The sequence below is a fragment of the Thermosyntropha lipolytica DSM 11003 genome (assembly GCF_900129805.1).
Lineage (GTDB): Bacteria > Bacillota > Syntrophomonadia > Syntrophomonadales > Syntrophomonadaceae > Thermosyntropha > Thermosyntropha lipolytica.
Genome location: NZ_FQWY01000025.1, coordinates 1 through 14970, shown reverse-complemented (window position 1 = coordinate 14970; position 14970 = coordinate 1). Strand labels below are relative to the sequence as shown.

Annotated in this window: 12 protein-coding genes; 1 reads left to right on the top strand and 11 read right to left on the bottom strand. The window is 41.7% G+C overall.

The window, feature by feature from the left end:
* Nucleotides 1-189: 189 nt before the first annotated feature.
* A complete protein-coding gene (locus BUB92_RS07600; protein ID WP_073092374.1) occupies nt 190-954 on the bottom strand; it encodes a hypothetical protein in 765 nt (254 codons plus the stop codon).
* A 194-nt stretch (nt 955-1148) separates the two neighbouring features.
* Between BUB92_RS07600 and BUB92_RS07595 the strand changes: the two genes are divergently transcribed.
* On the top strand, nt 1149-1547 hold the full coding sequence (locus BUB92_RS07595) for an OsmC family protein (RefSeq protein ID WP_073092371.1): 399 nt from the start codon (nt 1149-1151) through the stop codon (nt 1545-1547).
* A gap of 80 nt (nt 1548-1627) precedes the next feature.
* Here the strand turns inward: BUB92_RS07595 and BUB92_RS07590 are convergent, their stop codons facing one another.
* The 10 genes from BUB92_RS07590 to BUB92_RS11735 all read right to left on the bottom strand — a co-directional run.
* On the bottom strand, nt 1628-4060 hold the full coding sequence (locus tag BUB92_RS07590) for a sodium-translocating pyrophosphatase (protein ID WP_073092368.1): 2433 nt from the start codon (nt 4058-4060) through the stop codon (nt 1628-1630).
* Between the two features lie 401 nt (nt 4061-4461).
* Nucleotides 4462-6393 carry an MBL fold metallo-hydrolase gene (locus BUB92_RS07585; protein WP_073092365.1) on the bottom strand — a complete coding sequence of 644 codons (1932 nt, stop codon included), beginning with the start codon at nt 6391-6393 and terminating at the stop codon, nt 4462-4464.
* Nucleotides 6394-8031 carry a hypothetical protein gene (locus tag BUB92_RS07580; protein ID WP_073092363.1) on the bottom strand — a complete coding sequence of 546 codons (1638 nt, stop codon included), beginning with the start codon at nt 8029-8031 and terminating at the stop codon, nt 6394-6396.
* A complete protein-coding gene (locus tag BUB92_RS07575) occupies nt 8021-9730 on the bottom strand; it encodes an Hsp70 family protein (protein ID WP_073092360.1) in 1710 nt (569 codons plus the stop codon). The genes BUB92_RS07580 and BUB92_RS07575 overlap by 11 nt, the downstream gene beginning before the upstream one ends.
* 26 nt (nt 9731-9756) lie before the next feature.
* Complete coding sequence (locus tag BUB92_RS07570; protein ID WP_073092357.1) at nt 9757-11070, bottom strand: hypothetical protein; 1314 nt, start codon at nt 11068-11070, stop codon at nt 9757-9759.
* Between the two features lie 27 nt (nt 11071-11097).
* Nucleotides 11098-11418, bottom strand: coding sequence for a hypothetical protein (locus tag BUB92_RS07565; RefSeq protein WP_073092354.1), 321 nt, complete (start codon nt 11416-11418; stop codon nt 11098-11100).
* The gene (locus tag BUB92_RS07560) at nt 11391-12353 is read right to left on the bottom strand and encodes a BREX system ATP-binding domain-containing protein (protein ID WP_073092351.1); all 963 of its coding nucleotides are present in this window, start codon (nt 12351-12353) and stop codon (nt 11391-11393) included. Before BUB92_RS07560 ends, BUB92_RS07565 begins: the two co-directional genes overlap by 28 nt.
* A gap of 12 nt (nt 12354-12365) precedes the next feature.
* Nucleotides 12366-13562, bottom strand: a complete 1197-nt coding sequence (locus BUB92_RS07555) for a BREX system ATP-binding domain-containing protein (protein WP_073092348.1) — start codon at nt 13560-13562, stop codon at nt 12366-12368.
* A 2-nt stretch (nt 13563-13564) separates the two neighbouring features.
* Complete coding sequence (locus BUB92_RS07550) at nt 13565-14347, bottom strand: hypothetical protein (protein WP_073092345.1); 783 nt, start codon at nt 14345-14347, stop codon at nt 13565-13567.
* 399 nt (nt 14348-14746) lie between these two features.
* Nucleotides 14747-14970 (bottom strand): hypothetical protein (locus BUB92_RS11735; RefSeq protein ID WP_207646679.1); only part of this gene is annotated, 224 nt, incomplete at its 5' end.

The following is a 14970-nucleotide window of genomic DNA, read 5'->3' as shown; positions in this document are numbered from 1 at the left end:
TTATTTAAACTTTCTCTCCCTCTCCCTATGTGCCTTTATGCACAACATAATAAAACTTATTCTGCTTTTTTATCCAAAATCCTGCCATAAAATTTCTGAATATAAGGTGCCACAGGGATATTTCTTTTGGTTACCATGAAAAAAGCCGGGATATTCCCGGCATCACTATTAAAACTCAAACCTTTACTGCTATCTCTGGTTAAAAGGACAGTTATTGCCGTTTCCCCTTTTCATCATGCCTTTGCCCCCAGGCAAGCGTATCGCCTTACTCACCTCTTTCGCCTGATCAATTGTAATAACACCTGCATCGAGCACATTTTGCAAAACATTTGGTTTCTCCCGGTTTTTAATATATTCTCTCCATTCCTCAGCCGTCATGGTAGCTCTTTTCGCCATATCAGCCTGTCTCTTTTCCATTTCTTCCTCTATTTTCGCCAGCAGTTTATCTGCCTGTTCCTGCGTTATAGTTCCTTTAGCTACCAGCTCAGCAAGTTTATCCTGTATTTCCTGTTTTCTCTCTTTTTCTCTTTCTTCACGCATAGCCTGCATTATATTTTCTGCCTGTTCAGAGGTGATTATCCCTTTTTCCACCGCATCACTTAACAGAGGATCCTTTTCTTCTCTCCTCTCTTTCCTGGCCTTCTGCCTTTCCTCCAGCATCATGGCTTTCATGTTTTTTCTGAATTCCTGTCTCTCCTTCATTTTTTCCGCCGCTAAATCTTTTAAGGTTTCTGCCTGTTCAGAGGTGATTAAAGAACGAGAAACAAGCTTTTCTAAAATACTCCCCCATTTTTCCTCCAGGTCTATTCCTCGTCCCATGCCCTGGTTTACCATCTGGTCCTGACCTATTCCCATTTTTCCTCCAGCCGCCAGAGCCAGACTTCCCGTTCCTAAAAGAAGTCCGCCGATTAAAAATACCCCTAAAACCTTAGTCCAAAAACTTCTTTTAATCAAAAAACCATCTCCTTTCTCTTATTTTTTACCCTCCGGCAATTATATTGTAAACAGCCTTTGTGAAGATACTGTGAACAAAAAAGCAAAAATAGTGGTGAAAATTTTCATAAAAGTTGTAATAACTGCAGTAAAGCTTATAATAAAAGCAAACATATTTTAAAAAGGCAAAATTTTATATTCAAGGAGGTAATTACATGGCAGGAGATAATATTATAACCACCGAAGTCAACTGGCAGCATGTCGGGATAAAAAGTATAGCTCAAGTAGAAGATTATAAAGTAGTGATGGACTGGCCTGTCGCCAGTGGGGGGACAGGTGAAGGCCCTACCCCGCTGCAGATGCTGCCTGTTTCCCTGGGAGGATGCATAATCGCTATGATAGCTATTGTGGCCAGAAAAAAACGAATGGAAATAAAAGACATCAAGGTAAAAGTTGAGGCTGTAATCGAAGGGGGAAATGTAAAAGAAATAAATTATCAGGTAAAGGTAGATGCTCCCTATACCCCTGAAGAAATAGAAAAGCTTATCGAACAAGGTGTTAAAATATGCCCGGTTAAAAACGCCCTGGGAGTACCGGTAAACCGCATAGCATAATCTGCACTCGCTTAGCCAATAGACAAGAAAGAGGGAATAACCTTTAGCAGTTATTCCCTCTGATTTTTAATATCACATTTTTAGGCCGCCTTTTCAATCCGCATACGGTAGAAGGTGCGCCATACAAATATGAGAGCAATTACCAGGAAGCCTATTCCCGCATAAGTAGCCATGCTGCTGAAAGCAGGGGAAATAGCAATTTCCATCGCCAAAAGCCCAAACAAGGTGGTAAACTTAATAATCGGGTTTAAAGCTACTGCCGTAGTATCCTTGAAGGGATCGCCTACCGTATCTCCTACTACGGTTGCATCATGCAGCTCAGTTCCCTTTTCCTTAAGGTCTACTTCGACTATTTTCTTGGCATTGTCCCAGGCTCCTCCGGCATTAGCCATAAATACTGCTTGGAAAAGACCGAATACTGCTATTGAGATAAGATATGCTACGAAAAGGGATACAGCATCCACTCCTTTTACGGGAGCAGAGAGGCAGGCAAAAGCTAAAGCAAAAGAGAATATCCCGATGAATATGTTGAACATACCGGCCTGGGCATACTGGGTACATATTTTTACTACTTCTTTGGAATTCTCGGTAGCAGCTTTTTGACTGGTAGTATCAAGCTTGATATGGCGCTTGATATATTCAACTGCCCGATAGGCACCGGTAGTTACTGCCTGAGTAGAGGCACCTGCGAACCAGTAAATTACCGCACCCCCACATATAAACCCAAATAAGGTGTAGGGATTAAGCAGGGTTAAAATACTTTCCGGCTGAACCCCCAGTACATTCTGAATAACCAGAATAAGGGAGAAAATCATGGTAGTAGCACCAACTACAGCAGTACCAATAAGCACCGGCTTAGCCGTAGCTTTAAAGGTGTTACCAGCTCCGTCGTTGGCCTCCAGAAAATGCTTAGCCTTTTCAAAATTCGGTTTAAAGCCAAATTCTTTTTCAATCTGCTTGTCTACTTTGGGAATAGTTTCAATAAGCGAAAGCTCATAAATAGACTGGGCATTATCCGTAACCGGGCCATAGCTGTCAACCGCAATCGTAACCGGCCCCATACCCAGCATACCAAAAGCTACCAGACCAAAAGCAAATATAGAGGGATAAATCATAATAGCTTCCAAACCATAACCGCTGGCTACATAAGCTATAAACATAAGAGCTAAAAATACCATCCCAATCCAGAAGCTGCTGAAGTTACCTGCTACCAGTCCAGAAAGAATATTAAGAGATGGTCCACCTTCCCGGGAAGCTTTTACAACTTCTTCGGTATGAGCTGACTTGGGGCTGGTAAATATCTTGGTGAATTCAGGAATAAGGGCGGCTCCCAGGGTTCCGCAGCTTATGATAGTAGCCAGTACCACCCATATAGCCTGCAGTTCCGGGGCAGCGTTGGAAACAGGGCCTAACATGTAGTAACTTACCACATAAGTAACAGCAATGGAGAGAAGAGAAGTTATCCACACCAGGTTGGTTAACGGCTTTTCAAAATCCATATCCTGACTGTTCCCATATTTAGCCTGGGTAAAAACATTGTTAATATAGAAAGCAACTACGGAAGTTATTATCATAAGTATGCGCATAACAAAAATCCAGGTCAAAAGCGTAGTCTGCAGAGCAGGTGCTACCGCCAGTACTATAAAGGTAACCAGAGCGACTCCGGTAACGCCATAAGTTTCAAAACCGTCTGCCGTAGGTCCTATACTATCCCCGGCATTATCTCCGGTGCAGTCAGCAATAACCCCGGGATTACGGGGATCGTCTTCTTTGATCCCAAAAACAATCTTCATAAGGTCAGATCCGATATCAGCAATCTTGGTAAAAATACCCCCAGCTATACGCAAAGCGCTGGCTCCTAAAGATTCACCTATGGCAAACCCTATAAAGCTTGCACCTGCCAGTTCCCGGGGTACAAAAAGCAGGATGATGAGCATAATAATGAGTTCTACCGATACCAAAAGAACCCCTATACTCATACCTGCATCGATAGCGATATTAAACACCTTGGTGGGTTTTACTTCCAGCCCGGCAAAAGCAGTACGGCTGTTAGCCACCGTATTCATACGGATTCCATACCAGGCAACCAGGTATGATCCCATCATACCTATAATAGTCCACATGAGGATAAAGAGAACGCCGCTCACTCCAGTATGCTGCAGATAGCCAAAATAGAAAGCAATACACAAACCTATGAATAGGAAAAGGATGAGGAGGAACTTACCTTGCTGAATAAGATAAGTCTTACAGGTTTCATATATCGTTTCTGCCACATCCAGCATAGATTTATGAGCTGGATATTTTTTGACCTTGGCATACTGGTACAGACCAAAAAGCATCCCCAGCACACATACTGCCAATCCCATCATGAGAAGCTTGCTCTGATCTGGTTCTAAAACTGGAAGTACCAAATTGGCTTCACTAGCTATAGCTAAGGCTGGTGTAAGAATAACTGCCACTAGGCTTACAAAGCTTATCCATAAAGCTTTAGCCTTTTGTAAATACGTCTTCATCTGCTACCTTCCTTTCCCCAAGATATTTTCCTGCAACTAGACGATAACTATATGTCCCTGCCACCTGCAGGTTTTCACAAAACACTACATACAGGAACTTCAAGCTCAAAGCAAACTTTGCGCCTCCTTCAAGTTACCTCCAATATCTACCTCCTTTCTCCCCTAACTAATTAGGCTATACTTTTTACGGCAAAATTTTTATATATTATACACTATTTTTTTCTCGATTTCGATATTTTTTATGTTCGAAATTTATATTTTTAGAATTTAATTTTCTGACAATTCTCTCCGTCCGGTTTCCCCCAATAAAAAATCCCTGGTCGGAAGCTAATTCAACCAGAGAAAAAAATTTTTTAACTAATTCTTTTTTAGCTCATCGTTTGTGTATTTTTTAAAATCACCTAAAAACCCTCCAACCCTCCCCCATGTACCATAACTGCTTTCTCAGGCTGTAAAAACTCCAAAATATGTAGAAGATCCTCATAACCAGCATGAGCAGAAAGATTAACTTTAAGCCAGACTAGCCTGTAATCATTAAAAGCCTTTATAAAACTTATATTTTCATCTTCTTCCATATAACCTGTCTGGATAACGGCAAATTTTCCTCTCTTTAAAAGCTTCTCTAGATAATGGTAGGAAGTTGTCCCTCTTTTGAGCATACCTGAACTTGCAACTATAACTGGATATAAAATTAAATTGCTTTCTACACCATTGCTTGACAGAACAGATACATAAGAACTTCTTTCCTTAAACCCTGCTATCCTGTTAACAAAATAGTAAAAAACAGGCACTGCCTGTCCAGCAAGCAAAACAGGCACCCTATGATCCATATCAGCTAAAACCGCTATTATTTCCTGAGCTCTGCCAATCGCAAAAGCAGGCAACAAAACCTTTATCCCTACCTCTGTCAGCTCTTCTACCATCCTTCTCAACAATATCCTGTTGTCTTCATAATTCAGGCCATTAGCCTCTTTACAGCCATAAGTCGTTTCCATAACAAGAACATCAACCGGTTTTCGGTTCAGAAAGGACAAATCAAGCCCCCTAACCGTAAACTGGTCATGAAGACAAAAATCCCCTGTGTACACAAGCCTTTTCCCTTCGGCCTCTAAAATAAAACCTACTGATCCTGGTATATGTCCGTTAGCAAAAGGCTCTACAGATATTGAATCACCTATCACTACCGGCCTGTCTTCCCTTAGCAGGCAGATGTTTATTTCTCTAAAAATAGAAGGATCCACCTTGCCTATAAGATTATAGGTGTCTTCGGTTAAATAAACCGGTATCTTCTTTCCTTTTAATATCCCCAAACTTCCCCAGTGGTCAAAATGAGCGTGGCTTATAAAAACCGCCTTTAGGTCTTCCCAGTTTATGCCATTTGCTTCTAAAAAATCCTGCATGTGTAAACCACCATTACTTTCTCCTGCTGCATCACCCAGATCAAAAAGTATCACTTTATCCTGCACCTTTACTATGTGCATACTTCCTGCATTATAAGACCAGGGATAAGAAATTATCTCAAAAGTTTCATCTTTTAATCCCTGATAATAAAATTTAGTTTGGTTCCTTATCTTCTCCTTATCCGGCATAAGCCCCTTTTTTGTCCCTATAAAATCCCGGTTATTTAGACTCCATGCCCTTTCCCCAATATACTCACCAACAAGCGGTTCCAGCCATCCTTCTTCCAGTACATAGGAAAGATAACGCTCCCTTCTCTTTTCATCAAACACGGCTATCAAAGTGCAGGCATGGTTGTACAAAGCTCTATTCCCATCCAGCTGATAAACCAGGATATCGGCTATATAGTCCAGCAACTTTTTCTTTTGGCCTGAGTTTTCCGACATTAATATCTTTTCCTGCAGAGCATAAAGCATAACTTCTGGCCTATTAGAATTGCGTTCATAATACTCCTTTATACAGGCAGGAAGAGAATTTGAGGGGAAAAAGAAGACAACAAACATATCCATAATCTCAGCTGCACAAACCGGGATATTTTCCAGTTCCATACAGAAACGCTCCCAGGAATTCCAGAAAATATCTGCTGCCATTTCATAATAGCCAAGCTGCAGAAGAGATAAAACCTCATAAAACCTGTAAAAAAAATTCTTCTTTCTTTCCCATCCCAGATGAGCAAAATAATAAGCCAGCTGATAATCGCGCATGCGATAATACATAACCACAAGCAGATCTAGGTCTTCCCCATCCCCCTCTAACAAAAACTTTTTCCAGGCCCATGCTTTGTAATATGGTGAAAAATCACCTCCCGCCAAAATCTCCAGCTTCTTCTGCCAGTTTATGCAATCTACTTCGTGGTTCCTTTCCACTTTCACCACCTACTTTCCTACTCCTCCTGGATCCACCGATTTTAAAATTTTCAAAGCTTTATTCTTTACTTTTCCCTCATAATTCTCTGTTATATAGAACAAAAAACGTTCCAGTTTTTTGCCATTTTTTTTGTTAAAATTCTTCACATAATACCTTCCTGTCATTTCCAGCAGGCTTAAAAAAACCTCTTCTTCCTGCAAGCCATAGCTACTTTCATTTTCAAAGCCAAAAACCCTGAAAATTTCGGCAAAAGATGCCTCCAGATCATTCATCTGCAACTTATCCAGGGCGCGGCTTATATTATCTGCTGCTTTTATAATATCTTCATTCTTTCTCTCCCGCAGAATAGTCACAAACTGTTCATTAATAATTTTCTGTATCTCTGTTCTCCGTCCCCCATAAAATTGATTTAGGTAAGAGATTATTTCTCCGGCCCTTTCCTCACTGCCGGCCAAAAAATGTTCTATCAGACGGGACAAATACTCCTCCTTGCCACTCAGATAATAGTAAGTCCACATAGCAATATCAAAACATGAAAAATTGCGGCTCAAAAAATGGTCATCATCTTTATAGTTCAAAAACCCCAGGGTTACCAGAGCATCTTTTATTTCTCCTGGTTTGCAATCTCCACTTTTAAGTGTTTGCATAATATACAAAGCAGCCTCCGGTCTCCTGGTATTGCGCAGAGCAAAAAACACCTGTTTGCGCAGGGCTTTATTTTTTAAATAGCCTATCAATTCTTCAAAAGCTTGCTCCCTCTCCTGAAAAGAACAACTGCTTCCCGGATTTGCTTTATTAGAAAGTTCAAAAATCAGCTGTTTGGTATCTCTTGCCAGGTTATTTTCCTGGCCCGCAGCAGTTTTATACTGTGCTAACAAATTATTTATACGATTATAAACATAATTGCTTACTCCAGGAGAAGAAAGGAAGTTCTCAAAATCATTTACCGATTCCGGCATATAACGATAAAAATTCTTCTCCCAAAGATTAAGCATATATCTATCCTTGTCTGTATTTTTCTGCAACCTCCTGGCCATATTAAAAACATAAATCAATAACTCCCGGTGTCCGCTTTCGATTAAAGCTTTAAAAACATCTGTTTTCAAGCTCTCATCCATTCCATAAATTCGATAAACCAGTTTCAAAAGTTCAATATCTCTGGTAATACGCACAATTTCTATCGCTATTTTCAATTGCGGAAGCCAGTGCCACTTATGAAGTATATGGCTTACAACCTCTTTCCCTTCTTCTTCCCACTGTACCATATTGGCAGCAGCTACTTCAGCAATAGATTCATATATATAGCGGTTAGCAATAAATTTATTTATCGCTTTACTTGCATATAACATACATTCAATCGGGCATACCCTTTTGCGGTTCATTTCCTCACACTTATCCGCAAGCTCTGCCTTAAAAAAAATTGCAAAACCTTCATCTATCCTTGTCCCATCTATTCCTCTATAAATGTAGAGAAAATCTTCTACATCCTTCCTGTCAAAATGATAAATAAATAAATTTTTATCCTCTCCTATGAGCCTAGCCCCCGTAGGCTTAAAAAGGCTCAGGCTATCTATCCATTCATTTTCTTTAAATCTTTCCCGGTACTTTTGTAATTCTCTTAAATCCTTTATCCTTTCACCAGGCATAATCTAACCTCCTTTCTTCTACCGGCAAATCACGTTCTATGGTAAGTTCAATAGGAGGATTATCCTTGACTTTCATAGTAATGCTTAGAATCTTATTTTTATCAATCTTATATTCCACATCAATAGCTGTACCGCTTTCTACCGGATAAGAAAATTTAGCCACATAAGACTTCTGTATCCTCATTTGAGGGTCAAAAGCATCCTGCCCTCCATAAAGATTTATCTTTATCCCCGAAGGAGAAGTAGTTTTAAGCCTTTTTTCCAGCTTACCTTCATAAGGTACTGGAGTTTGTGCCGGAATTATAACTTCCGGCAAACCGTTTTCAACATCTATCATAATAGCTTCAGCCAGAACATTTATTATGTCATAGCTTATCTCCTTAAGGTCATCTTTTTTAATCTGTTTGCTGTTATCTCTCATTATTTCCGTACGCAATCTTTCCTGAACCACATTGTAATAATGGTAGATAGCAGCTCCATTGGCTACTGATTCCGTAGGAGAATCAGCCACAAAAATCCCCTTGCCAAATTCCTTCTCTAATCTTTTCTGCAGCTTCTGATAGCGCGACATGCCGCCTGTCATATATATAAAATCTATGTCTTCAGGGGTAAGCCGGTAAGCAGATAAGGTTTCATAAACCGGATCAATGATATTCTTCCTTTCCCGGGCTTCCCTCTCTGTTCTTACCTTTTCACTTCTTCGCTGGTATAAGCGTTCTGTGGCCTGGTCATATTCTTTTTTGCTGATTACAAATTCATAAGGCCTTTTTTGATAAAACTCTGGTACCGTTCTTTGAAAAATAATATTTTCATCCTTTTCCTCCCTTCCATCCAGATAATTCATCATCACCTGACTAGATATACTTTCTTTGGCTTCTTCGGCAAAAACAACCAGCTTGTTGAACATCTCCTCCTTTTCCTCATCTGTTAAATGTTCAGGATTAATTTTATGCTCCCTTATAAAACAGTGAAATAAATAATCAGCCGCCCAAAAATCAAAGTCTATCCCTCCTAATTCTTCATATCTGCCGACCGCCAGTTCCCTGAAAGTCAGACTTAAGCCTTTGCGGCTCACTTCCACCACTGCTATATCACAGGTTCCCCCTCCTATATCAAAAACCATTATCCTCCGAGGTGCGGAAAAATCGATTATGCTCTCCTCTTTTACCGATTCCTTGTTGACAAAGTAAATAAGCGAAGCAGTAGGTTCGGGAAGGATAACAATTTCATCCTTATTAAAGCCTGCTATTTCAGCTGCCCTGATGGTATCGTAAATCTGATCATTGTTGAAAGAAGCCGGAACAGTAATTACCGCACCTTTTATCTCTTTTCTTGTATATTCCTCTGCAGCTCTGCGGCATCTCTTTAAAATCTCAGCCGCTACATCACAGGGAGTAATAACCTGCCCATCAATCTCCCATCTGTAACTCTGACCTATATAACGCTTACTGTTTGCTATAGTCCTGCCTGACTGGTAAAATCTCATGTCTTTAGCACGCTTGCCTACTATGCGCTGGCCATTATGGTCAACATATAATACTGAAGGAAGATATCTCATCTCCGTTAAGGCATTATTAGAATCGTATTGAGGAATGCGAATAACCTCAGGATAAAACTCTTCTCCTGATCTTCTTTTTATGCCCAGAGCAGCTACCGTATTGGTAGTCCCCAAATCTATACCCAGATAAAAATCAGCCACAAATCTCCCCCCTATTTCCTCATCCTTTACTCTTCTACCCTAACTACCGGCAAAATAATATTTTTACCTTTATATTTCCAGCCCGGCATTACAATCTCTCCTGTTATCTGCCGCGCCTCTTTTACATCCCGATCCACAACAAAATCAATCCCTATGCCCTCGGCTTTAAATACCTCTTTTGCCCCGATTCTATCCGTATCGCTGCTTTTAATACCCACCTTTTCCAGAGCCACAAAAAAATTGCGCAGCAAAAGCCGGATATCTTCCAGGGAAAATTCCTTGCCGGTATAGGCAAAAAGAAACAGCTGGCTTAATACATGCCCATATTCAGGTTTATTAAGGATAAAAATAATATCTTTTACTGCTGTTTCATAACGCTGTCCGGCATATGCATATAAACTTTCTATTTCCCGTTTCAAATCCAGGCACTCGTTCTTATATTCCTCTATCTCTTCCTGGAGAAGGCTTATCGTAGTTTCATACTTTTCCAGCAAAATATCCGTTTCCCGGCTTATATCTTTTTCTGCCTCCTCTTTGCCTATTTCTTCCTCCGGTCCTTTTACCCCGGCAGCGTCATGCCCTATTTTTCCAGCTGTATCCTCCTCTACCGTCATAAAAACCGCTTCCTGCTTGCTTTCTCCTGTTTCTTTTATATCTCGAACTCTTGCTTTTTGTTGGCCCTCGGCTGCAGCCAGACCCCTTCTCTTACTGTATTCTTCCGCCGCTTCTTCAAATATTTTCTCCCAAACAGGCACTCCCGGACTAAAAACCGCAGCCAGGGCATTTTCATCTGCACTTAAATTAGGTAAATAAAGGCGATTAAACTTCTGTACCCTTAAAACAACTTCTTCTCTGTTTAATAAATCGGCTGGAACTTTGGCCTCTATAAACTGAAGCACATTATCCTGTAATTCCTTATATTCCCTTATAGGCTTATGAACAAAAACCAGCTTATAAGCTGTATCAACCAGGAGTCTAAACAAAAAAGCCTCGCTTTGTATTTTCTCTACCCCATTATCCTTGTATATCAAAAAATGCATTTTCTCCTCCCGGGCATAATCCATAATTTCCTGCGGTACTCCCTGCCATTCCCTTTCCGGGAAAAATTCTCTTAACCCTTCCTCCAGCCATTTAGGTCTTATTTCTCCGGTAAAAAGACAGCTCTTTTCAATCAGAGTATCCAGCTGAGCCCAGAAAAGCCATTCTCGTCCCTTTTCTACGCCGAAAAAATCTAAAACTTCATTTCTTATCTCCATAAAATGCCTTTTAGAACGAAAATCCCTGGGAACAAAATTTTCTCGTCTGCGGTTTTCCCTTTCCCCTCTCGATTCCCTATACATTCCTTTATCTCCCTTCCGCCTGTTATTCTATAAAGCTAAATCTTCTTCGCTGAAAAAATCCTCTTCTTCCTGCCAAACCGTTTCCTCCAAACTTTCTGCCTGCGGCACTTCATACGCATCATAAAGATAGAGCTGATCTAAAACCTCCAGGGTTCCTCTTATATAGGTTCTTACTGTAGTCTCACCTAATCTTTCCAGGATATCTTCCAGGTCTACCTTCAGCCTCTTTCCATAGGCAGCCTGGTACAAATCGACTACCTGTTTTAGCAGAAAAAGCAGCTTTTCTTTCTTAACCGGCTTTACCGTAGGATTATGTTCACTTACTGCCCACCGGAAAAAGTATTCCATCTTCCTCTTCCAATCTTCTCCCAGTCTTGCAGTCTTGCCCCAGCTATTTCAGGTATATTATCCCGGTCATTATTCCGTTCGGCATACCATAGTTCGCTCTGCAAGCGGCTGGCAGCAGCTGCTACTACATAGATAGGATATTCATGTTCTCCACCTATATTCAAAAGCCAGTACAAATTCCTGTAAGCAGCAAGCCGCGACTGCCTTCCCAGCCTTCCCATCAGTTCCAGCTCATCGATTAATATAACCCATCCCTTATAGCCGCAAAACTTTATAAGATCAGCCATAAGCCCCAGATAGGCTGTCATATGGTCCCGCGGTTTAAAGTTCTGTTCCAGCCGGGGAAAAGGCTGCCCGTGATTGCGGCGATATATATTTTTAAGTTCCGGCATAGCAATCCTTACTCCCATAAGGTCAGAATAGAGCAGTTCCTGTTCTTCGGGATCAGAAGCCATAAATTCTTCCAGCACTATAACCGGCAATTCGTGGACATAGCGTTTCTTTTCATACATGGGAGTACCGGCCAAACTAGACAGCCTGGTCGAAGCCAGACGATTATATATGCCATAAACCGAAGAATCCGGAGTCCTTATGCGCTGAGCAGCGCGGGCATAAAAAGTATCCAATCTCTGACCTGATACTTCCCGGCTCAAAGAAATCATACTAACCGCAAACCCCATATCTAAAGCAGTATGTTCAATAGCAGTTAAAACATGGGTTTTTCCCTGTCCGTACTCTCCCCATATAATCCTCCCCTCCGGTATCCTACCGGCAGCAAAAACCTCCAAATCTTCCTTTATCTTATCTGTCAGCTCCTCCCGCAAATCCGGTAACAAGCGGGTAGAATAGCGGGAAGGCACTCCCGAGCGCAGAGCTTCCACCACCTGCATAGCCTTAAATCTTTCCCTTCTATCTGTTTCCCCCAGCTTAGGCATAAAATCCCTCCTCTATTCTCTAGTTGCCAGCCAGGCCACTTCCATCACCGTATCCTTCAAAAGCGAGCCTGTTTGGGGCAGTTCAAGCCCTTTTTTCATCCTTCTTTTAAAACCAGCTTTTTTCAGGACTGTCTGCAGCCTCATATTAAGCTCGTTTTTCACCTCATATTTCTTAAGCAAAAGATTAAAATACTTGTCTACTTCCACCACATCAGCCAGAGAATTAAACCTGTCAATCCCGGTAAGCCCGCTCTGGATACGCATCCAGAGGGCCTCATAACTCTTAAATCCCCGTCTCATATCTTCCAGCATTTCCGGGCGTCCAGCTATCACGATAAAAAGATGGCGTAAAAGATCACCGTCATCAATAAACTGTCTTATCATCTCACAAACATCCTTCACCGCCCCGGGGGTATAATAATGGCGGCCGGTTTCCGGATTTATATCTGCTATAACCTCACCATCATCAATAAGCAAAACCAACCCCCTTCTGCCAGCTAAAACCAGCACTTTTACCAGGGCATCCAGCCAACTGCGGGCATTGCCTTTGTTTAGTTTCTCAAAAGCCTGGATCCTGCTCCTCTCATTGCGATTCAAATTTTTCCCTTGCAGCCATTCCCCGGCTATAGCAAGAAGGGCTTCACATTCTTCTTCTGATTCCAGCATGGCTTTCAGCATAGAATAAACAAAACTTTGAAAACTCGGAGGCAAATCAGCCTTTTTCACAAAAGAGGCTGCCCCTCTTATAAATTCCCTTCTGGCCTCATTAATGGGAATTCCTCCCTCTACCATCAGTTCATACACGGTTTTCGTCCCATCATAAACATCCTGATAACCCATAAAAACTGCAAACTGCCTGGCCAAATCCCGGCTTAAAGCTTTTACATCTATACCTTCCGCTACCATCCGGTAGAGAGAAACCATATCATTAAACTTAAAAAAATCCTGCCGCAGCGAAAAACTCACCGTTTCATAACCTTGCTGCCGGGCATCCACCTCAATAAGTTTTAAAAGATGGCTTTTCCCGCTGCCTTCTTTTCCTACCAGGATCTTTACCTTGCTTCCTCCTTCTTTTATAAAAAAGTCCAGGTAATGTTCCTTGACCAGATAAGGCCAAAGTTCATAACCCAGAGTCATTTCCTCCAAAACCTGGGGATCAGAAGGCGGCTTGCCTTCCCGTAAACAGGCTAAATCCCTTTCCGTAAGCACAGTTATTCCTCCCCTTCCTTGTAAAAATTAATACTCTTTAGCCGGTGTTCCCGGCCCTGGCTGTCTATCACTACCATTGCCCGTTCCTGATGGCGGGCATAGCCAAACTCCAGCCGATAACCTGCAATTCCGGCTCCCAGACTTTCCCTTACCCGGGCAATGTCAAACATAAACTGTTCCCGGGTGTATTCCCTCCGGAAACCCCGGTGTAAAGTAAGGATACTGTATATAGTCTCTAGGGGGACCGCCCTGCCCCACAATACCTCCTTTTCCCGGTAAACCTCCCGGTTGGCATACTGATAAGCAGCCAGCAAAGCCTGCACAAACTCCTCGCGGTTAAACCTGCCCCGGGTTATCTTCTGCCAGTATTGCGCAATTTCCCGGGCTGCCTTTTCCGGTTCTAAAGCATATAAAACCTTTTTCTTTTTGCCGTACATAACCCTTATTTCCATATTTGCCGTATCAATAACCAGTTTCAAGGGAGGCACCATATATTCCGGAAAGCTTCCTGCCACCGCAAGCTGATTCTTCTTAAGCTCTTCTTCCAGCCTTTTCCCGTATTCGGGAGCCAGCACCATACTGCGCAACCCTTGCAACCTCAAAGCCTGCTCTTCCCGGTATGTCTCCCAGGAAGCAGAAATATCCCTGAAAATTTCCTCTGCTTCCTTAAGCTTTTTTTCTCCCTCTTTCCAGTTCCATTCCCCTTCTTTTTTCTGTACTTCTCCCAAAATCTGCACCATTCTCTTAAACCTTTTAATCTCCTGGCTTCCTTTATCCTTTTCCAAAAACCAGCCCCCCTTTTGGCAACTTCTTTATTAAAATTTTAAAAACTCATACTGACACCTTACTGTCAGTATGAACCCAGCCGATACAAAAAATTTTTAACTCGTGGCATCTTTTTCCCGAAAATTTCTGTTGTCGTATACTGTATCCCGTATATTTTGAATTATTTTGTCGAAATAATAAAAAAATGCACCTTATCCTCTTTCTTCCTTTTGTCATTATTCGCTTTACCTGCATAATTTCCTTCCTGTCTTATGCCTGGTATACAATACCCGATAACCAGTCTCGTTTCCTATACCTGGCCAGAAAAAGAAAAAACCTGAAGAAAATCTCTTTTCTCCAGGTTGAATAGAAGCGAAAAAATCGCCTTCTGTTTTTCATCCAGCAAAACCTGGCGGGCCCTACGCAGTTCTTCCCGCAGGAACTCTTTTCAAAGCCAGAGCAAAAGCCTTTTTAATTTCTTCCCGGCAAGCATCATCACTTACCGTTCCACCTTTCATAGAAAAATATCTACTCCAGGCTTCCTGTTTCATAGACCGGGTGCTCGTAGACCGGTTTCCCGTTCCGCCGCAGAGCCAATCTCCACAGGCGTTAATTCCCGCAGAACTTGCGGTACTCATGTTTA